General features: G+C 58.0%; 13 protein-coding genes. 6 read left to right on the top strand and 7 right to left on the bottom strand.

What is annotated here, in order from left to right:
- The first annotated feature begins 45 nt into the window (after positions 1-45).
- From ACO6VD_RS13695 to ACO6VD_RS13680, 4 genes are all read left to right on the top strand, one after another.
- Entirely contained in the window at positions 46-3,279 is a 3,234-nt protein-coding gene (locus ACO6VD_RS13695; RefSeq protein WP_422419770.1) for an ATP-binding protein, read from the top strand.
- Positions 3,280-3,317: 38 nt separating this feature from the next.
- On the top strand, positions 3,318-3,965 hold the full coding sequence (locus ACO6VD_RS13690) for a response regulator (protein WP_422419790.1): 648 nt from the start codon (positions 3,318-3,320) through the stop codon (positions 3,963-3,965).
- Between the two features lie 623 nt (positions 3,966-4,588).
- On the top strand, positions 4,589-6,154 hold the full coding sequence (locus ACO6VD_RS13685) for a diguanylate cyclase domain-containing protein (protein ID WP_422419768.1): 1,566 nt from the start codon (positions 4,589-4,591) through the stop codon (positions 6,152-6,154).
- A 130-nt stretch (positions 6,155-6,284) separates the two neighbouring features.
- Complete coding sequence (locus ACO6VD_RS13680; RefSeq protein WP_422419766.1) at positions 6,285-7,991, top strand: hypothetical protein; 1,707 nt, start codon at positions 6,285-6,287, stop codon at positions 7,989-7,991.
- A 67-nt stretch (positions 7,992-8,058) separates the two neighbouring features.
- Here the strand turns inward: ACO6VD_RS13680 and ACO6VD_RS13675 are convergent, their stop codons facing one another.
- Entirely contained in the window at positions 8,059-8,616 is a 558-nt protein-coding gene (locus ACO6VD_RS13675; RefSeq protein ID WP_422419764.1) for a hypothetical protein, read from the bottom strand.
- Between the two features lie 240 nt (positions 8,617-8,856).
- On the opposite strand from ACO6VD_RS13675, the gene ACO6VD_RS13670 reads away from it, so the two are divergent.
- Positions 8,857-9,870 (top strand): sensor domain-containing diguanylate cyclase, encoded by a 1,014-nt coding sequence (locus ACO6VD_RS13670; protein WP_422419762.1) that lies wholly within the window; start codon positions 8,857-8,859, stop codon positions 9,868-9,870.
- Positions 9,871-9,961: 91 nt separating this feature from the next.
- On the opposite strand, the gene ACO6VD_RS13665 is transcribed toward ACO6VD_RS13670, so the two are convergent.
- Positions 9,962-11,008 (bottom strand): LLM class oxidoreductase, encoded by a 1,047-nt coding sequence (locus ACO6VD_RS13665; protein WP_422419760.1) that lies wholly within the window; start codon positions 11,006-11,008, stop codon positions 9,962-9,964.
- A gap of 24 nt (positions 11,009-11,032) precedes the next feature.
- Entirely contained in the window at positions 11,033-11,668 is a 636-nt protein-coding gene (locus ACO6VD_RS13660) for a glutathione S-transferase family protein (RefSeq protein WP_422419759.1), read from the bottom strand.
- A gap of 132 nt (positions 11,669-11,800) precedes the next feature.
- On the opposite strand from ACO6VD_RS13660, the gene ACO6VD_RS13655 reads away from it, so the two are divergent.
- Positions 11,801-12,706 carry a LysR substrate-binding domain-containing protein gene (locus tag ACO6VD_RS13655; RefSeq protein ID WP_422419757.1) on the top strand — a complete coding sequence of 302 codons (906 nt, stop codon included), beginning with the start codon at positions 11,801-11,803 and terminating at the stop codon, positions 12,704-12,706.
- A gap of 41 nt (positions 12,707-12,747) precedes the next feature.
- Here the strand turns inward: ACO6VD_RS13655 and ACO6VD_RS13650 are convergent, their stop codons facing one another.
- The 4 genes from ACO6VD_RS13650 to lpdA all read right to left on the bottom strand — a co-directional run bounded on the left by ACO6VD_RS13650 (position 12,748) and on the right by lpdA (position 20,139).
- The gene (locus tag ACO6VD_RS13650) at positions 12,748-14,262 is read right to left on the bottom strand and encodes an efflux transporter outer membrane subunit (protein ID WP_422419755.1); all 1,515 of its coding nucleotides are present in this window, start codon (positions 14,260-14,262) and stop codon (positions 12,748-12,750) included.
- A gap of 38 nt (positions 14,263-14,300) precedes the next feature.
- Entirely contained in the window at positions 14,301-17,375 is a 3,075-nt protein-coding gene (locus ACO6VD_RS13645; protein ID WP_422419753.1) for an efflux RND transporter permease subunit, read from the bottom strand.
- Positions 17,376-17,381: 6 nt separating this feature from the next.
- Positions 17,382-18,524, bottom strand: coding sequence for an efflux RND transporter periplasmic adaptor subunit (locus tag ACO6VD_RS13640; protein WP_422419751.1), 1,143 nt, complete (start codon positions 18,522-18,524; stop codon positions 17,382-17,384).
- Positions 18,525-18,753: 229 nt separating this feature from the next.
- Complete coding sequence (gene lpdA / locus ACO6VD_RS13635; RefSeq protein ID WP_422419749.1) at positions 18,754-20,139, bottom strand: dihydrolipoyl dehydrogenase; 1,386 nt, start codon at positions 20,137-20,139, stop codon at positions 18,754-18,756.

The raw sequence follows: 20,139 nt of genomic DNA, 5'->3' as shown, positions 1-20,139 counted from the left end.
TTTTATCGGTACGTCAGGCCTTGACGTGAATTTTTGAGGCGCGCGATGAAAGCGGATACTCTCTTTGGATTGCTGGTGAAGAGTTCCATGCGTTTGAGTACCGGTTTGTTTCTCACGCTTGGCCTGGTTTTTTTATTGGCCATTACCAATGTATGGGCGATTTTTTTATTGCTGGGAAGTGAGGAGGAAAAGGCGGCTTCTCATTTCGCCCGGGTGATGGAAAATGTAAAAGAACAGGAGGTGTTCTTACAAGCCATTTCTGCAAAGTTGGTGGAGCACACTGATGAGCTGGTCACTGCTCCAGAAAACCTGAAGCCCACCTTTCAGTTCGTTGATACAATAACTAACATTTATGAAGTGTCCGAAAGTTCTTTTTCCCTGCCCTTTACTGTGGCGGTGGCGCTTGATCAGAAGGATAAGGGCTTGAGTGCGTTGTCCTCGATCGGCTGGCACTTGGCGAATTACTACAGTCGATTTTGGGCGCAATCACATTTTCTTTCACCGCAAGTTTTTGTTTTCAGCCCCGAAAACGTGTCCAGTATTGCTGTTCCTGCGATCGGAAAATTTCGCGATGAAAATTTACTGACCAGTAAAAACTACAGCGCTATCTCGCGAGCGTTAAGCGAGCAGACCACCAGGGCAGCTGCACGGCTGAGCGATCATAAGATTCATTGGACGCGACCTGAGTCAGGTGCGCAGCCGCCCGGTAACAGCATGCAGATGCTAGCTTACGTTCATGGGCGGCTGCCCAACGATGATCTTCGCCTGCACAGCGGTATGGAGCACGTCGTTGTAGCCACGCTGTTCGATGTTCTGCATTTAAGCGAGGGGGCGCCAAATTCCGATTTGCCTTTTCATGGAAGGTTTACCCTGATTGATCCCGAAGGAAATATCTTGATCGGGCACCGTGAGGCGTCAGAGGGAAGTAGCGGTCTGTCGTTTACTGGCAATGGCTTGTTGATTTCTGTGCTTGACACGGCTATCAAAAATGAAAAATGGCTAGCTCAATATTTTATTGACTATCGTGGTCTTGCTCGTTGGGCAGCTTTGCCCATCCTGCGTATCTTTATAGTATCTATTTTGTTATTCGTGTTGTTTCGAGTGTTGTATCACTACTATAAAAAGCGCGTAGTCATTCCCGCAAAAAAAGCACAAGCTGAATTGGTCGAAAGTCATGCGTTTAACCATGCGATAGTCGAAGGTGCTCCCGCTGGGCTTGTGGTCATCAGATTGTCTGATGGTCAGGTTGTTCTTGAAAATAAACGCGCCCAGGCAGGCAGCGCTGTCTCACAGTCCATCGTCAACATGCTGCGCAAGCCCGGCGTTATATTAAGCGGTGATGCCTGTATGACCTTGCAGGGATGTTACTACCTCGTCAGTTACTCCTTTGCCCGCTACCAGGAGCAGGATGTGCTGCTTTGTGCTTTTTCAGATGTTACCGAGCATCAACAACGTTCGGTGGCCCTGCATAAAGCCAAGTTAGGGGCCGAGCGGGCGAATAATGCTAAAACCATTTTTCTGGCTACGATGAGCCATGAGATACGTACGCCCCTTTACGGCGTGTTGGGTACATTGGAGCTTTTGAGCCTGACCCGTCTCGATCAGCGCCAGCAGGATTACCTGCGTACGATGCACGCTTCGTCTTCGACGGTCCTGCAAATAATCAGCGATGTGCTGGACGTGTCGAAGATTGAGTCCGGGCAGCTTGAACTGGATGTTTCATCCTTCCCGACACTGGACTTCGTCGAAGGTGTCATGAGCACGCATGTTGCCGCTGCACGTGCCAAAGGCTTGCAGATCTATGCCTGTATTGACCCTGATATTCCAGCCTTGCTATTCGGTGATCAGGTTAAAATTCGTCAGATTTTGAACAACTTGCTAAGCAATGCCATAAAGTTTACCGGTATTGGTCGTGTTGTCTTGCGCTGCCGGGTAAAAAAAGAGGGTGGGAGAAATCCCGTTATGGAGTATCAGGTGGCGGATTCCGGTATTGGTATTACTCCGGAACAACAGCTGCATATATTTGAGCCTTTCTACCAGGCGAGCACCAGCAACGTCGTCAGCGGAACGGGATTGGGCCTTTCCATCTGTAGCAGGTTTGTCGAACTGATGGATGGCGAGCTGACCGTTACCAGCGAGCAAGGTCTGGGTAGCAGTTTTACGGTCAGGTTGCCTTTCATTCAATCAGAGCCAGGCCCGGTAAAAGACACTGCCTTGGACCTTGGCGGCCGCCAGGTTTATGTACATGCGCCGGCCCCTGAACTGGCCGAGAACATTTGCGCCTGGATGACTCGATACGGTGCAAGCGCTACGGTGGTCTCGGCCAGGTCGCACAAGATGCTTTCTGACGCACTACTGGTCGATGTGTTAGGCGGCGGCGAATTACGTTTTACCTGGAATGGCAAGCGACTGTCCTGTGATCACGAAGGGCCTCAGGTTCCGGAGTTGACAGCTACGGGTTTCAGAGTGAGTGCTCATCATATCCGGGCTATCGCTCAGGGGGTGCTGATCGCTTGCGAAGAGAATTATCACCCCGCCCCGGCGGCGGATGGCGCAACGCTGCCGGCACTGAAACTTCACGTACTGGTCGCCGAAGATAACCTGATCAATCAGGCTATCCTCAAGGAGCAGCTCGAGACCCTGGGCTGCAGTGTCATTGTTGCCAGCAATGGCGACCAGGCGCTGGAACTCTGGGAGCAGGGCGATTTTGATGTGGTACTGAGCGACGTGAATATGCCCGTGCTCAATGGTTATGAACTCGCGAAGAAAATACGTAGACAAGACAGGGACGTACCCATCATTGGTATAACTGCCAACGCCATGCGCGACGAAGGTGAGCGTTGTTGTGCTTCGGGTATGAGTGCCTGGATGGTCAAACCCTTGAAGTTGACAACCTTGCACGACATGCTGGTGAGCGTTGAACGTGTTGAACGTGTTGAACACAGCAACACGGCGGTATCACGCCTCTCTTGCCCAGCTGAACCTGACAACGATGCGGCGACGGTTGTGCTCTCAGATGCGATGCGTGGATTGTTTCAGCGAACCATGCAGCAGGACCTGGATGCCATCCGCTCGGCCATGGCGCGTGGGGCACAGACTGATGCGGTCGAGATTCTGCATTCCGTTAGCGGTGCACTCTCGGTGGTGCGGGCTGAAAAACTATCTCTGGTATTTGGACAGTTGGAGCATCAACTACGCGAACAAACGATAGATTCTGCTTTAGTCACTGAAATTGATCGGGCACTCGACAGGCTGTCGGCTTTGCTCGCATCGGTATGAACGGCGTCAATCTTCTTCACGGGCCTCACAGCATGAGTATGAAACCGATCACCGTTGTCATCGCAGATGATCACCCGATAGTGCTGCTGGGGGTGAGCGAGCTTATCAAGCGTGACGATCGTTTTCTTGTGGTGGGTGAGGCCTCGAGTCCCAGCCAGCTGATACAGGAATTGAACAGCAAGAAACCGGATGTACTGATTAGCGATTACAGCATGCCTGGGGACTCCATATATGGTGACGGGCTGAAGTTGATGGAGTACTTGGTTCGTAACTATCCATTTTTGAAAATACTTGTCTTGACCATGGTTTCAAATAGTTCGATTTTCTCTCGACTTTATGATCTTGGTGTTGCCGGTGTTGTTGAGAAAAATCAGTTGCATGCAGAAATACAGCATGCTCTGGATGCCTTGATTCATCGGAGAAAGTATAAGTGTTTAGCTTCTAACAAAAATCAGTCGGGGTCAGAAGGCAGTCAAATCGAGGAGCGCCTGGCACTATTGTCCTTGCGCGAGCTGGAGGTGTTGCGGTTGTTCTATTTTGGCAAGAGTTTGCGCGATATTGCCGATGATCACCATCGTAGTCCCAAGACCATCAGCACTCAAAAGGTAGCGGCAATGCGTAAGCTAGGGGTCAAGACTGATCAGGAGCTTATGGCGTTCTGTCGCGATGCTAATTTATTCCAATAGGAATTGATTGTTTTTCTGTTTATCACTGCTCGCTATCTTCAACAGCATGTGCCCTGAAGCGACATCAATGCTGCATGCATTTTCAGGATTGCCTGATGGTGAGGGCGGAGACAAGCCGGTACGCTTCTCTAGGGATGGGTTCTTCTTGCTGCTTTGCATCAGGCATTTTACTTTCATCGGCTCGCACGCTTTGAAAATCACAGTTGATGCGCTGTATCGCTGAGACTTGCGCTCGAATCAAAAAAAGTAAGGATTGCATGTCGTACAGGTCTCACTGATAGGAGTCGGAAGATGAGTTCCGAGCTAATAGAACAATATCCGCAAAGCTTGAGTACGATATTTATCTCGAGGTATGAGACCTGCAATATTAACGATTTTATCAGCCAATATATTGAAAGCAGGTGTTTGCAGTCGAATCATCAGGCGCACTGCAACATACTTGCAGTGCTGAGGGAGTATCCGGGGACCTCACCGGTAAGGCTCTATGAGTTGAATGCGTGGTTGGATAAACATTTAAGGCCTAAGATTTTTTCTCGATCTGCCGCTCGTCTCTTGAGGTTGATAATAAGTAATGGCGACGCTTTTCGGCGTAAGTAAAGTGTCGGCCAGGCTTTGGTGGAAATATGATGCGGTCATACTTGTTCGGCAAGGGTTCGTTGAGGATTCATGTCTCTCTCGTTCTCGGTATTGCCATTTCGGTCGCCTCTGTGCTGGGTGGGCTGTTAGCGGTCAGTAAGCTGGATGGTTATATTCAGGTCATGTATTTCGGTAACTCTGCACCGATTGGGCACCTTGCCAATATTCGAGCCGCGGAAATCAATATACGCCGTCTGCATTGGCGGATTTTTGCCCTTCGCAATCCTGTCAGTACCGATGAGTATTCGAGAGAAATAAGACACTACCTCGATGTTATTGCCCGGGAATGGCGTCTCTATTATCCGGAGGGCGTCAGTAGCGCCAGGGAGAAACGACTCGCCGCAGAGCTTGCTGACGCCGTGCCTCAGGCCATCACGATCGCTCGGGAGTTCCTCCGGCGATTGGAAACCGGCAATTATGAAAGTGTCATGCTCTGGTATCAGGGGAAGATTCCTGCTCTGGATCACCTGGATAGGCTATTGACTGCGAATATAGACACCAACGTTGAGCAAGCTGCACGTTTCGCTACCCTCAGCAGGGGGGTGCTCAACCAGATCCTCTGGATAGCAATCGCTCTTTTGGTCTTGGGCGTAGCCGCTGTGAGCGGGGTGGTGTTGCACTGGAGGCGGCAGCGCGACAGTGCCGAGCGCAAAGCGCGTGAGCACCTCTGGCTTGTGGACCAGGTATTCAACATCAGCATGGACGGGGTGATCATTACTGATCACCTTGGAAGGATTACCAAGGTCAATCCGGCCTTCGTCAAAATGAGCGGATACGCCGAAGAGGAACTGTTGGGCGCCACACCGAGTTTGTGGCACTCCGGCCGACAGTCTTCCGAGTTTTACAGCGAGATGTGGCGAAGCCTTAGCGACACGGGGTATTGGCAAGGAAAACTATGGAACCGCAAAAAGAGTGGCGATCTCTACCTTGAGTCCCTGTCCATCACTGCCATTCGTGGGTTGAATTCATCCGAAGTCAATTACGCAGCCGTTTGCAGTGACATTACCAAGCAGCATGAGGAGCAGGAGTTTCAGGGCTACCTGGCAACTCACGATCCGCTGACTGATTTACCCAACCGTGTTTTGTTTCATGAACGACTGACACAGGCAATCGCGCGCGGTCATCGAGCGGGTTTGCAGGTGGCGATTTTTTTCCTTGATCTGGACCACTTCAAAGAAATCAATGACCGTCTGGGGCACACCGTGGGCGACGCTACCCTCACCGCGATAGCGACGCGGCTGAAAGCGTGCTTGCGAGAGGCCGATACCGTGGCGCGTCTCGGCGGCGATGAATTTGCCATGGTCTTGGAAGATATTCGCGATGTGAATGAAATCGAGCCAATTGCCCGCAAGGTGCTGGAGAGTGTCGGCGAGGTTATTTTATCGGAAGGGCATCTGGTTTCAGTCACGCCCAGTATCGGCATAAGTGTTTACCCTGATCATGGGCACATACCTCAGGTACTGGTGAAGCTTGCTGATCTGGCGATGTATGAAGCCAAGAACGCCGGGAAAAATGCAATCAGGTTTCATGCGCAACAAGCCCATCAAGTCTAAACGAAAACTTGACGCTCACCTGTACGTAGCTTTACTTGAACAGAGAAGGATCTGAAAAGTAACCAGTTTTCCCGAGTCGCAGTCCGGGTGGTATCCGTGTGCGAGTTCACTTGTTCTCGGGAGATCCGCCATGCCCAATCGCGCTGACGTGTTGTGGTTCAAGACACAATTTCAGGCCCTGATCACCCCCCGGCTTGCGGGCTTGCCGCTCACCGTTGATTTCATCACCGCGATTGCCTGCCAGGAAACCGGGCATGTCTGGTCGGTCCTGCGCACCAAGGCAATGACCACCGTGCAGATCCTGGCCTTGTGCGTGGGCGACACGCTAGACGCGGATAAAGGCCGATCAGCTTTTCCTAAAAACAAATCAGACTTGCTGGCCGCGCCCCGTGGTGCCGAGATGTTCGATTTGGCCCATCAAGCCTTGGTTGACATGGCCGAGCACATATCCGGATTCGCCGCAGTGGCGAAAAAGCCGAACAAGTTCTGCCATGGCTTTGGCCTGTTCCAACGTGATCTGCAGTTCTTCAAAGTAGATCCTGGCTACTTTCTTGACAGGCGCTACGAGCATTTCGATGACACCCTGGACATGTGCATTGGCGAGCTCAGGCGCGGGTTGAAGACACTGGGCCTGCAAGGGCGCTCGGAGCTGACTAGCCATGAGCTGGCCGCCGTTGCCATCGCCTATAACACCGGTGGCTTCAATCCGAGGAAGGGGTTACAGCAGGGCCATTTCGATGGTAAGCACTTCTACGGCGAGAAGATCTTCGATTTCATCCGCCTGGCCCAGACGGTGGCCCTGCAAGGTAATACGCCAGAACTCATGGCACCGGCAGCCGGCCTGGCGTTGATGCCAGCGGCAAGCCCTGTGAGTGCGCAAGGTGAGTTCTTCAGGGTAGAGACGCGTGAGGGCATGCTTCGAGTACGCAGTGCGCCCAGCATCAGTGATCCTGCTCAGGCCAATGTCATCGGTCATTTGCCGGACGGGCATCCTGTGCGAGCGGTTACCGGCAAAGCCCAGAACGGCTTTCGTGAGATAGAAACGTCCTTGGCAGGTGCACTCTTGCGTGGCTTTGTATCGCAGACGTTTCTGCTTGCAGCGTCCGATGTTCAGGATATTCCTGTGCTGGTGCCTGCCGACTCGCCACCGGTCTCCGGCGTGGTGGCGGTTTCAATGCCGAGGAAGCCCGGGCGTGTGACCAAGCGCACGGACACGGCCGGTGCTCACTCCCTGAACGAATCTGGCCAGCCGACACGGCAAGGCACGACACCGGACGCTCTGCGGGCAGAGCTCGCTGCCATCATCCGGTGGCTGGCGGTGGACAACGCATCCCACAAGCGCTATCAGCCGCACAGTGGCCTGACGTTCTGCAACATCTACTGTCACGATTACTGCCGCCTGGCGGGTGTTTACCTGCCGCGTGTCTGGTGGACGTCCAGGGCCGCCATTGCGCTTGCCCAGGGCAAGCAGGTGGAACCCCTGATCGGTGACACGATCTTCGAAATGCGCGCCAACGATCTGTTTCGCTGGTTGCGCGAATTTGGCCCCGCCTTTGGCTGGCGCCAGACCGGGACGTTGAGCAAGCTTCAGCAAGTAGCCGACCAGGGCGGCATAGGCTTGATTGTGGCCAGGCGCAAGGAAGAGGGGAGGTCAGGGCATATTGTCATGGTCGTTCCCGAAACCCCTGAATTCAGTGCCAGTCGCAACTCAGCAGGTGAAGTGACTTCACCCCTGCAGAGCCAGGCTGGCGCCAGCAACTTCCGCTATGGCACCGGCAGGGCAAACTGGTGGAGGGGCGAGCAGTTCGCCGAGAGTGCATTCTGGGTACATGCCTGAATCACCCGAGGCTGGTAGTCGCCTGACCAGCCTCAAGTTTTACCTGGCGTTGACAGTGATGGGTGGATCAAGCCAGTGGGTCTTTCTCCGGTCTGTTTTCACTGGCTGCCAGTTGCGCCGTCAGTTTGGCCGAAAGTGCCGGTCCCTGAAGGTGCGCATTGAGTGTGGCCAGCGATTGCAGTTCGGTTTCTTTCTTCATCTGCTCAGCGATTTTTAGCTCGATTTTTTCCTGCTCTTCAGGCGGCAGGGCATCGAACTCTTCCTGGGTGATGCCCAGCTCATTGAGTAGTTTGAGTTTGATTTTCTCGGCCGGCGAGAGGGCCATGTAGTCGCGAAATTCCTGGGCCGCACTGCTGGCCTGGACATCGGATTTGGCCAGACTTGCCTGTTCGCGGCGACTGCTGTCCGGGTTTTGCAAGTGCACCTTGAGTTTGGCGAAGGCTTCTTCGCGCGCATCGTCGGCGTTCTGCTGGGCCGTGTTGCCGCGGCTTTGCTGTTGTGCCGCCGCGCCGCTGGTGGCAACCAGGGTGCGAAAGTGTGCCTGTTGCTCAGCACCTGCCTCGGCAGTGCTGCGCAGCGGATTGATTGCCGGCGGTTGCCAGCCCGTTGCATTGATGATGCTCACTCGATCGCTCTCCTTGATCAAATGCAGGAATACCATCGCGCAAGGGGCAAAACTTGTGCCAGCTGGCCAACAGCCCTTTAGGTTCTACGCTAAGAGTGGTTGGGGAGTTGTATGGTTGGGGCATCCACGGAGCCTGCTTGCCTTGAAGGGGAAATCCATTGCCGCCAGCGGCAAATCAAAGCGCAAGAGGGCTTCAAGGCAAGGCTGGGACGACGTCGTCGAGGACAAGGGAGAAAGTCCATGAGTCAAGCACCTGAATCGGCAGTACCGAAGGTTCCGTTCGTAGCGTTCGAGCACGCTCAACTGCAAACCCTGCTGGATCTGATCAGTGACGGCATCTGGGACTGGAATGCCAACACCGGTTATGTCTACCGCAACCCGGGTTGGTACGCGATGCTCGGCTATGCCCATCACTCGCTGGATAATTCGGTGTTCACCTGGGAAAGCGTCATCCATCCTGATGATTACCCACGGGTGATGGAGCACTTTGAGGCCTATATCACCCAGCGTGCAGAACAGTATCGGGTGCAGTACCGCTGCAAGTGCCAGGATGGCAGCTATCTGTGGATAGAAGACAGCGGGCAGATCATTGCGCGCAATCCGGATGGTTCCGTGGCGCGGATGCTTGGCGCCCATCGCAACATCGACGCCAGTAAGCGTCTGCTCGAGCAGTTGCAGCAGCAGAACCTGTCACTGGAGTCGTTGGTTGCCGAACGCACCCGTGAACTTTCATGGGTCAATCAGCAGTTGCAACGCCAGCTCGACGAGAATCGCGACCTGGCCGAGCGGGATGCCCTGACCCAGATCGCCAATCGCTATCGGCTGGAAAAAGCCTTGCAGCACGAGTGCGAGCGAGCCCGGCGTTTTCGCCAGCCGTTGGCGCTGGTCGTCATGGATCTGGACGACTTCAAGCGGATCAATGAGCGATACGGTCATGCGCGCGCAGACAGTGCCCTGATCGATCTGGTGGCGCGGGTCAGACGTTGTCTGCGCACTACGGATTTGCTGGCCCGCTCGGGTGGCGACGAGTTTGTCGCGGTCCTGGCTGACGCATCGCTTGACGATGCCCGCAGACTGACCACGACCATTCGCCAGGCGCTGGAGCAGGCACCCTCTATCGGCGAGTGCCAATTGACCATGAGCTATGGGGTCGTGCAGCGCCAGGAAGGCGAGGGCCAGGCGCAGCTGCTGGCGCGGGCTGATCAAGCGTTGTACCGGGCCAAGGCGGCTGGTAAAGACCAGGTGAGCGAGTAGCGAGCCTTGGGGCTCCTGTCGCCGGCTTCGCCAGCTCCCACAGATTCCGCGCCAACAGCGGGTGCTGGGGAGGCTGGCGATGGGGCACGCACTACCAGTGTTGCGCCAGGGGCATCGGTCCATCGTGGGCGGGGAACAACGGCAGAACCTCCTCGCCCAGCTCCTGGATGATGTCTTGCGCCGGACGTCGCGCCAGGTGGATGCCGAGCGCTGCGTGATTGACGCCGGCATCGCGCCACTCACCGAGCAGTTCAATCAAGCCTTTGCGCCCGGTCTTGAGTACGTAGCCACCGCGTAGCGCAGTGCGAGGACAGTTGGGGTCTTCGTCGAGGTCGATCCATTCGTTGGTGACGTGGGGACGAAAGCCCTGATCCGGGATGTGGTTGCGCCAGGCACGAACTTTTTCGGCAAGTTGGCGTGGGCCCATGATGGTCTGCGTCGAGTGCGGGTAGGTCAGCCAGCCATCGGCATGTTCGCCCAGCCACGGCATCGATTGGCGCGATGAGCCTGTAACCAGCAATGGAATATTGCCCGTGGCGGGTTTGGGCAGGAGCTGTGCGCCGCTCAGGTGGCCGAGGGGGGAAGCGATGGTCTTTTCTGTGCTTTGCAGCAGTTGGCGGAAGTAATCCACTGCGTCGGCAAAGCGTTCACCACGCTCACTGTGCTCCAGGCCGTAAGCCGGAAATTCGACGGGGCGGTCGCCGGAGGCGATACCCATGACCAGGCGGCCGCCGGACAGTTGATCGATAGTCGACGCCGCTTTGGCCAGGTCGATGGGATGGCGCAGGGAGAAAATCGCGCTGCCGGTGGCCAGGGCGATGCGCCGGGTTCTGGCTGCCAGGTACGCCAGGTAGGTGAAGGGGTCGAAGACTTGCCCGGCATCGCCGAAATACGGGTCGAACAGCGGGACGTCGCGTACCCAGGTGGCGGCGAACCCGAGGCGGTCGATTTCGCTGACAAGGTCGGTCTGTCCGGCGAGGATGCCCATGTCACCTTCATAGAAGCGCAGCGGCAGAAAAATGCCCAGCGTCAGTTGGCCTGCGGCGAACATCCGCTGATAGCCGGGGTGCGCGGCAAAGGCCGGCGCGCTGGCACCTCGGGTGGTTGCGGGGGCTGTGCGTATCACGCTGTCATTCATGTCGATACTCTTCTGTGCAAAGTGTCAGGGACCGGTTGCCGGTTGTGGCAGGCTGATGCCGCGTTGCACCGCAGGGCGCTGGTTGACACGGTCAAACCAGGCGCTCAGGTGGCCGAAGTTGTTGAAGTCGAAATCGATGAGGCGGGCGATGTGCATCCAGCCGAAGCTGGCAATGTCGGCAATGCTGTACTCGGCGCCGGCCAGCCAGTGGTTGTCCTTCAGCTGGTTGTCCAGGGTGGCGAAGGTCGCTTCGGTCAAGCCTCGATAGCGTTGGATAACGGCTTGGTTCGGAGTGCTTTCGAACAGTTCGTAATGCACCCGTTGGCCAAGCAGCGGGCCCATGCTCGAGGCGTGAAACATCAACCATTTGATCGCTGACCAGTGCATTGCCGGATCGCTCGGTAACAAGCGCCCGGTTTTCTCGGCCAGGTACAGCAGGATTGCCGCAGACTCGAATAGCGTGATGCCTGTCCCCTGGTCGACCAGAACCGGGATGCGGCCATGGGGGTTGAGTTGGAGAAATTCAGCTTGGCGATGTTCACCCTGATCGATATGCACATGCCTGAGCGAGTACGGTAATCCCAGTTCTTCCAGGGCGATGGTGATCTTGAAGCCGTTAGGTGAGCTATCGGTGTACAGGATCAAATCACGGGTCTTCATGTTCCACGGCCTACCTTAGATTAGCTGCTGTCTAGTTCCTGTCTCAGTTGCTATCCTAGTCAGGCACTGCTTGAATGAGAAACGATCAATTCTCAATTGTGGCGTTAGATTTTCTAAACTGAGGATGGACACATGGGCGCAGTCTTACCCTTGCTCGCACTGCGTGCCTTTACCGAAACCGGGCGCCTGGGAAGCCTGAAGGCTGCAGCGCAAAGCCTGGGGGTCACGCCGGGGGCGGTCAGTCAGCAGATACGCTTGCTTGAAGAGCGCATCGGTGTGGCGCTGTTCGTGCGTGGGCGCCATGGGGTCTACCTCACCGAGGCGGGCGCACGCGTGCACCCGGGGCTGTTGCGCGGCTTTGACCAGATCGAAAAGTCGCTGGCAACCCTGGAGTCGCTGGCGGTAGAAAAGACCCTCACCATCAGCACCGTTCCCTCCTTTGCGTCGGCATGGCTGGTGCCGAGAATCGGTCGCTTCAGCGAGCTGTATCCGCAGATCGAAGTGCGGGTGGAAGCGTCGTCGAAGATGGTCGACTTCACGCGCGACAGAATCGATGTAGCGCTGCGTCATGGCTTGGGCAGCTATCCGGGGCTGGAGTCGATCAGGCTGATGGCGCCGGTATTGTTGCCGGTTGCAAGCCCGGGGTTGCTCGGCAAAGGACCGCTGATACGTGAGCCGGCCGACTGCCTCAATTACCCCTTGCTGCAAGATGGCGATCGTGCCGACTGGGTGCTCTGGTTACAGGCCCATGGTGTGCAAGTGGGGGATGAAGGGCGGCGCGGGATGAGTTTTGAAGAGGATCTGCTGCTGTTGCGTGCGGCTGCGGCGGGGCAGGGTATTGCCCTGGTTCAGGATACCCATGTCCAGGAAGATATCGACTCCGGAAAATTGGTCGTGGCCCTCGACAAACCCTGGCCATCGCGCTTTGCCTATTACGTGGTCACACGCCCAGATGCCCTGCAGCGCCCTGAGGTGCAGGCGTTTGTTGACTGGGTGGTTGCCGAAGCCCAGGGCATGGCGGCTTTGCCTGGGATGTGAATGATAGAGCCGCCCCGGTGAGTAACCGGGGCGGCATTCAATCAATTACTGACAATAGCATGCTGTTTTCGCCGGGCATCCTCCCAGCCACCGCCCAGCGCCCGGATCAGGCGCACGGTTGAGCGCGCCTGATCGCCGTTGAGGCGGGCGCTCGCCAGTTGCTGGGCGAGCAGGGTACGGTCGGCGTCAATGGTATCGAGTTGGGTATGCGAGCCTTCGCGGTACTGCAGATGGGACAGTTGCGCTGCCCGCTCCGACGCTGACAGGGCGATCTGCTGTGCGTGACGTTGCTCGGCCATGATGCGCAATAGCGCAAGGTTGTCTTCGACCTCTGCGAATGCCCTGAGCACCACTTCTCGATAGCGCGCCACATCCTCCTCGTAGGCGGCACGTGAATATTCCACGCCCGCCTGGCGTCGTCCGCCATCGAACAGCGGCAAGGTCATGACGGCGCCTGCCAGCGGGCCAAGTAGAAAGGTCCGGCTCGACCACTCGAACAGATTACCCAGCTCACTGGATTCGAAACCGCCCGAGGCAGTCAATTCCAGCTTTGGGAAAAACGCAGCCTTGGCGATCCCTATACGCGCGTTGGCGGCTGCCATGGCGCGCTCTGCAGCGGCGATATCCGGCCTGCGTTCAAGTAACGAAGAAGGTAACCCCGCCGGGATCTGAATATCTTTTGCAGCAAGCAGTTGGGGTTCGAGGCTGAAGGCCGCCGGGGCAAGTCCCAGCAGGATCGCCAGGGCGTGTTCTGCCGAAGCGCGATTGCGCTCGATACCCATCGCCTCGGAGCGTGCGGCTTCAAGTTCACTGCGTGCGCGCACCAGGTCGAGTTCGCCGGCATCGCCGTTGTCGTGACGATGCTTGATCAGGCGATAGGTGTCGTTGCGCAATTCCAGGGTGCGCCGATAGACATACAGCTGGGAGTCCAGTTCGCGAATCAGGAAGTAATGTTCGGCCACATCGGCCTGCAGGGCCAACAGCACAGAACGATACAACGCGCCGCTTTTTTCCAGTTCGGCCGTGGCGGCCTCGACGTGCGCGTCGATCCTGCCGACCAGATCAACCTCATAGCTGATGCCCATCTCCGCGCGCCAGAGCGTGAACGTATTGGCCGGGCCGCCGTCGGGCAGGCCAAGTGAGGCGGCGGACTCGCGCTGGCGCGAAGGGCCGAATGCGGCATCGATGCGTGGCATTTTTTCTGCCCGGGCATCGCGTTGCAACGCGCGTGCTTGCTTGAGCCGGGCGGCGGCAGCCTGTAACCCGGGGTTGGCCAGCGCTGCCTGTTCTTCCAGCTGGTTGAGGCGCGGGTCATCAAACGCTCGCCACCACTGGCCGCGTAGCTGTGCTTCAGCCGGTTGCGCCGGTTTCCAGGCGCCCGCCTGGTTGGGTGGGAGTGCTGGGGCCTCCTTGTACATCCAGGTTCCGGGATCGTCGGGCAGCGTGTAATCGGGCGTGAGCGAGCAACCACTGAGTGCTGACAGGACGAAGGGCAAACCCAGGGTCAGCGCTATGCGCATGCTCGTGGGGGTGAGGGTATTTTTGCAGCGTGTCATTGGCAGTCCTTTTCGCTGAGCGTTCCTGAATGTGAAGGTCAGAGGTGGTCAGGGGTTGCGTGCAGCGCGTGGTCGCTAGCCGCTGATGGTTCGTCTGCCAATTGCCGGCCAAAGCGCGCATACACCGCTGGCAGGACCAACAAGGTGAACGCAGTGCCGACCATCAGGCCCGCCACCAGTACCACCGCGATCGAGCGCTGACTGCCGGCGCCTGCACCGCTGGCGAACAGCAGCGGTAGCAAGCCGCCAATCATCGCCGCAGTGGTCATCAGGATCGGGCGGATACGGGTGAGGGCTGCGGCCCGTACGGCCTCGACCCTGTCCAGGTTGAGGTTGCGTTGTGCGGCATTGGCGAACTCGACGATCAGGATCCCGTGCTTGGCGATCAGGCCGATGAGTGTTACCAACCCGATCTGGGTGTAGATGTTCAGCGTCGCGATGCCGAAGAACATCGCGGTCAGCGCCCCGCAGGCTGCCAGCGGGACAGTGGTGAGGATCAGCAGCGGGTCGCGAACGCTTTCAAACTGTGCGGCCAGTACCAGGAAAATGAAGGCCAGGGCGAAGGCGAAGGTGATTGCAAAGCCCCCTTGTTCTTGCAGGTACTGGCGCGATTCACCGAGGAAGTCATGCTGGTAGTCTGCCGGTAGCTGTGCGGCTTGTTGCTGCAGGAAGGCCACGGCCTGACCGAGGGTGACGTTGGGCGCCGGGATCGCCACAAGGGTCGAACTGTTGAGCTGATTGAACTGGGTCAAGGCGTTGGCTTCGACCCCGCGTTCCAGGCTAATCACTGTCGAGAGCGGCACTTGCCCGCCACTGGCGCTGCGGATGTAGTAGCTTTCGAGAAATTCTGCGCTCAGGCGCTGGTCTCGCGGTGCCTGGGGGATGACATCATAGGAGCGACCCTGGGCGCCGAAGCGGTTGACATAGGACTCGCCCACCAGGCGGGCAAAAGTATCGCCGATTTCCTTCATGTCCAGGCCCAGGTCATGCGCTTTGGAGCGGTCGACACGCACCAGTACGGTGGGGTTGGTAAAGGTCAGGTCGGAGTCGACGAAGGCGAACAGTCCGCTGTTACGTGCCGCGGCTTTGACCTTTTCCATGTTTTCGTAGACGTCCTCATGTCTGGCAGCAGAGGTCACCACCAACTGCACCGGAAAGCCACCCACCGACCCTGGCAGAGGTGCAGGCAGAAAAGCCGAGCCGGCAATGCCTGCCACCGAGGCCAGATTGCCCTGCAGTTCGGCCATGATCTCTTCGGCCGAGCGCTCGCGCTCATTCCAGGGCTTGAGCATGACTCCGGCCCAGCCCTTGTTCAGCGAAGCGCCGACGCCTGCCACCATATACACCGTGCCGGTCTCTGGAATTGCCAGCAAGGTTGTCTCGACACGCTTGGCCTGCGCTTCCAGGAACTCCAGGCTGCTGGCTTGTGGCGCTTTCATGTCGACAACGATTTCGCCCTGGTCCTCGGCTGGCGCCAGTTCGGACTGCAGACCATTGAACAGCACGGGCAGACTTGCCATGGCCCCCAGGCCAATCACCAGCGCCAGACGAACATCTTTGAGTACCTTGCCCAGCACGCTGTCATAGGCATCGACCACCCGCTTGGTGGCGGACTCGACGCCGCGTGCAAAGCGGCTGGGTGAGCCGTGCTTGAGCAGCCTGGCAGCCACTGTGGGTGAGACGGTGAGGGCGACGATTGCCGAGACGGCGACGGCGGCCGCCAGGGTAAAGGCAAACTCGCTGAACAAAGCGCCGGTCAGTCCGCCAATCAGCCCCAGCGGCGCATACACCGCAACCAAGGTGGCTGCCATGGTAAGCACCGGGCCGGCAATTTCCCGGGCGCCGTTCTTGGCCGCCTGTAAAGATGATTCGCCTTCTTCCATGCGTCGATGGACGTTCTCCACCACCACAATCGCATCATCGACCACCAGGCCGATGGCTAAAACCATGGCCAGCAGTGTCAGCAGGTTGAGGCTGAAGCCCAGGGCGAGCATGATCGCCGCAGCACCGAGCAGCGACAGTGGGATGCTCAGTACCGGTACAGCGACGGCGCGCATGGAGCCGAGGAAGAGGAAAATCACCAGCACCACTTCCAGGCCGGCGATCACGAACTTGACCAGTACGTTGTCAATCGCGGCATCGATGAACACCGTGACATCGTAAGGGATCGCCATCTTTACCCCGGGTGGCAGGTTCAGTTTGTCGAGGGCCAGCCTGGCCTGGCGTGAAATGGTCAGCGGGTTTCCGCCTGGCGTTGCCATCACTTCAAGGTAAACCGCGGCCTCACCGTTCATCCCGGTGATCTGGTCGCGGCTTTGGGTGCCGATTTCAACCGTGGCAATGTCTTCGAGGCGCACCAGGCTTTCGCCCTTTTTCACTACCAGACGTTTGAAGCCTTCGACCGTATTGAGGTTGGTGTCGATACGGACGTTGGCAACCACCAGGGCGCCTTTGATCTGACCGGGTGCTGCCTGGTAGTTGTTGTCTTCGATGGCCCGATCAACATCGGCAGCAGTAATGCCGTGCGCTGCCATGCGCAGCGGGTCGAGCCAGATGCGCATCGACAGGTTCTGTCCGCCCAGTACGTTGACGGCCGCCACACCTTCGACGGTGGTCAGCATGGGGCGGGCGACGCGCATCAGGTAGTCGGTGATGCCGGTCAACGGCTCGCCTTGTTCAGGGCTGAAACCGGCATAGATGACCCCGATCGCGCCGGGTGCCTGACGCACCACTACCGGGTCGTAGGCTTCTTCGGGAAGCAGGTAGCGCACCTCGTTGACCTTGGCCAGTACTTCGGTAAGGGCTGCATCGGAGTTGGCGTTCAGGCGCAGGTAGGCAGTGATTGTGCTCAACCCCTGTTCCGAGGACGAGCTCAAGTACTCGACGCCCTGGGTGGTGGCGACCGCCTGGGCCAGGGTGGTGGTGACAAAGCCTTGCATCAGCTCGGCCGGTGCGCCCGGGTACTCGGTGGTGACAGTGATCACGGCGCTTTCGATCTTGGGGTATTGGCGCAGGGGCAGGTCCATCAACGCGCGAATGCCCACTAGGGCGATCAGCAAGGCGAAGGCCAGCGTCAGCACCGGACGGCGAATGAAAATGTCGGTGAAAGCCATGGCGGTCTATTCCTTTTTACCGGTGTAGGAGCCGACAGTTTCGCTCCCGGGGGCGAGTGCCTCGGTTTGCCGAGGTGCTACCAGGACGCCGTCCTGCAGGTTGATCTGACCGGCGACGACCACCAGATCGCCTTCGTTCAGGGTGTTGCCCAGTACTTCGGTACGACCCTCCGATTGCGCACCGGTACGCACGGAAACCAGTTGTGCGCGCAGTGCTCCCTGGCTTTCTCGCAGGGCATAGATGCGCTCGCCGCTCAGTGACGACTCCAGGGCTACGGTAGGAATGGTGGCGACCGCAGGTCCGGGTGTCAGTTCGAGTACGACGTGGGCAAACTTCCCGGGCCACAAGGCGTCTTGCGTGTCTATGCGCAAGGTGGCTCGCACGCGGATGGCGTGATTTTCCTTGTCTACCTGCGGATCGATTGCAGTGATTTGTCCGTTGATGATCCCGGCGCTGTCGCCATCGCCTTTGACCCGTACCTGCAGGCCGGTCTTCAGTACTGCGCGATTGCGCTCGGGGACGGTGAAGTCGATGTGCAGCACGCGGTTGTCGGTCAGGGTGGCGATCGGCGTACCGGCTTCTACGTACTGGCCGAGGTTGATGCGTCGGAGGCCAAGCTCACCGGCGAACGGGGCACGGACCAGGCGCTGGGAGATGTCTTCCTGAGCTTGGGCAACCAGTGCGTGGGCTTCATCATAGGCGGCTACGTGCTGTTCGTAGTCGGCGTTGGACATGGTCTGGCCGCGCAAGCGCTTGGCTCGTTCCAAATGGGTCTGGGCCAGGCGTAAAGCGACCTGGCGACGTTCCAGCTCACTGCGCAGCGGGCCGTCGTTCAGTTGCACCAGAGGGGTGCCGGCGTTGATGGCCTGGCCGCTGGTGAAATGCACTTTGGTGATGCGCCCGGCCACTTCGGCAGCCACCAGTACCTGCTGATCGGCGACCACTGTACCGATGGCCTTGATTGTGGCCGGCAGCACCTCGTTGCGCACTCGGGCGACTTCCACCGAAACAGGATCGGCTTCGCCGGCCGCCAGCGCGGTCTGTTCAGCGGCCTGTTTGCGATGGCTGTCATAGAAGTAAAGGCCGGCAATGCCGCAGAGCAGGGCAAGGGCTGTCAGTGTCAACGGCCTAGTGAAGGCGTGGTTCATGGTGTTCCCCGGCAGAAAGGTGAGATTGGCTAAAGTCACTCAGGTTGTGTGGCCTGGATGTTATTCAGCTTTCTGCTTAAGGAGAAACGATCATCTCTGATGGTAAGGGATAGATTTTCTAAACTATCTCTTTGACTTGTAGCTTTTGTGCGGATTAGTCGAACAAGCAAAAAAATACCCGCTGCACGTGTGCGCAGCGGGTCAAATCGGCCGTAGCCGCTTCAGTGTTCTACAGGTGCAGGGCGTGACCGAGTGCCCGCAGTGCCGCTTCCTGGACCGCTTCGCCGAGGGTCGGGTGGGCATGGATGGTGCCCGCCACATCTTCCAGGCGGGCGCCCATTTCCAGGGATTGGGCAAAGGCCGTCGACAGTTCCGAGACGCCGACGCCGACCGCTTGCCAGCCAAGAATCAGATGGTTGTCGCGACGCGCGACCACGCGCACGAAGCCGCTTTTTGATTCCAGGGTCATGGCCCGGCCGTTGGCTGCGAAGGGGAACTGCGCAACGATGCAGGCCAGTCCTTCCTGTTCGGCGTTTTCCGGGGTCTTGCCGACCACCACCAGTTCCGGGTCGGTGAAACACACTGCGGCAATCGCGGTGGGCTCGAAGCGACGGGTTTTGCCGGCAATGATTTCCGCGACCATTTCGCCCTGGGCCATGGCCCGGTGGGCGAGCATCGGTTCACCGCTGAGGTCGCCGATAGCCCAGACGTTACGCATGCTGGTCTGGCAGCGTTCGTCGATGGCGATGGCCGAGCCGTTCATTTTCAGCGCCAGGCTTTCCAGGTTGAAACCCTGGGTACGTGGCTTGCGCCCTACGGCCACCAACACCTGGTCAGTGTCTAGCTGCAGCAACTCGCCCGCCGGAGTGCGTACTTGCAGGCGCTGACTGTCGGCATCGAAACCTTCGACGCTGTGCTTCAGGTAGAGGGTGATGCCAAGCTTTTTGATCGACTCGGCTACCGGGGCCGTCAGCTCGCTGTCGTAGGTCGGCAGAATGCGCTCACGGGCCTCGACCACACTGACCTGGACGCCGAGTTTGCGATAGGCAATACCCAGTTCCAGGCCGATGTAGCCACCGCCAACCACGGTCAGGTGCTTGGGCAAGGTTTTGGGTGCCAGCGCTTCGGTGGAAGAGATGACTGCGCCGCCCAGTGGCAGCATCGGCAATTCGACGCTGCTGGAGCCGGTGGCCAGCAGCAGGTGCTCGCACTGGATGCGCTGGCCATCGACTTCGACGCTCTTGCCGTCGAGGATTTTTGCCCAGCCGTGGATCACTTTGACCCCATGCTTCTTCAGCAGGGCGGCGACACCGCTGGTGAGTCGATCAACGATGCCGTCTTTCCACGCCACGCTCTGGGTGATGTCCAGGCTCGGAGGGGAAACCTTGATGCCCAGATTCGACTGCTGGCTGTGCTGCTGGGTCTGGTGGAACTGTTCAGCGACGTGGATCAGCGCCTTGGAGGGAATGCAGCCGATGTTCAGGCAGGTTCCGCCCAGGGCCTGGCCTTCGATCAGAATGGTCGGGATGCCCAGTTGCCCGGCACGAATGGCCGCGACATAACCGCCAGGGCCGCCACCGATGATCAGCAGGGTGGTGTTTTGAGTCTGTTGCAT

It is taken from the genome of Pseudomonas sp. GZD-222, assembly GCF_049310525.1.
Taxonomy (GTDB): Bacteria; Pseudomonadota; Gammaproteobacteria; order Pseudomonadales; family Pseudomonadaceae; genus Aquipseudomonas.
The sequence above is the reverse complement of the archived record's forward strand: the minus strand, read 5'-3'. Positions and strand labels throughout refer to the sequence as shown.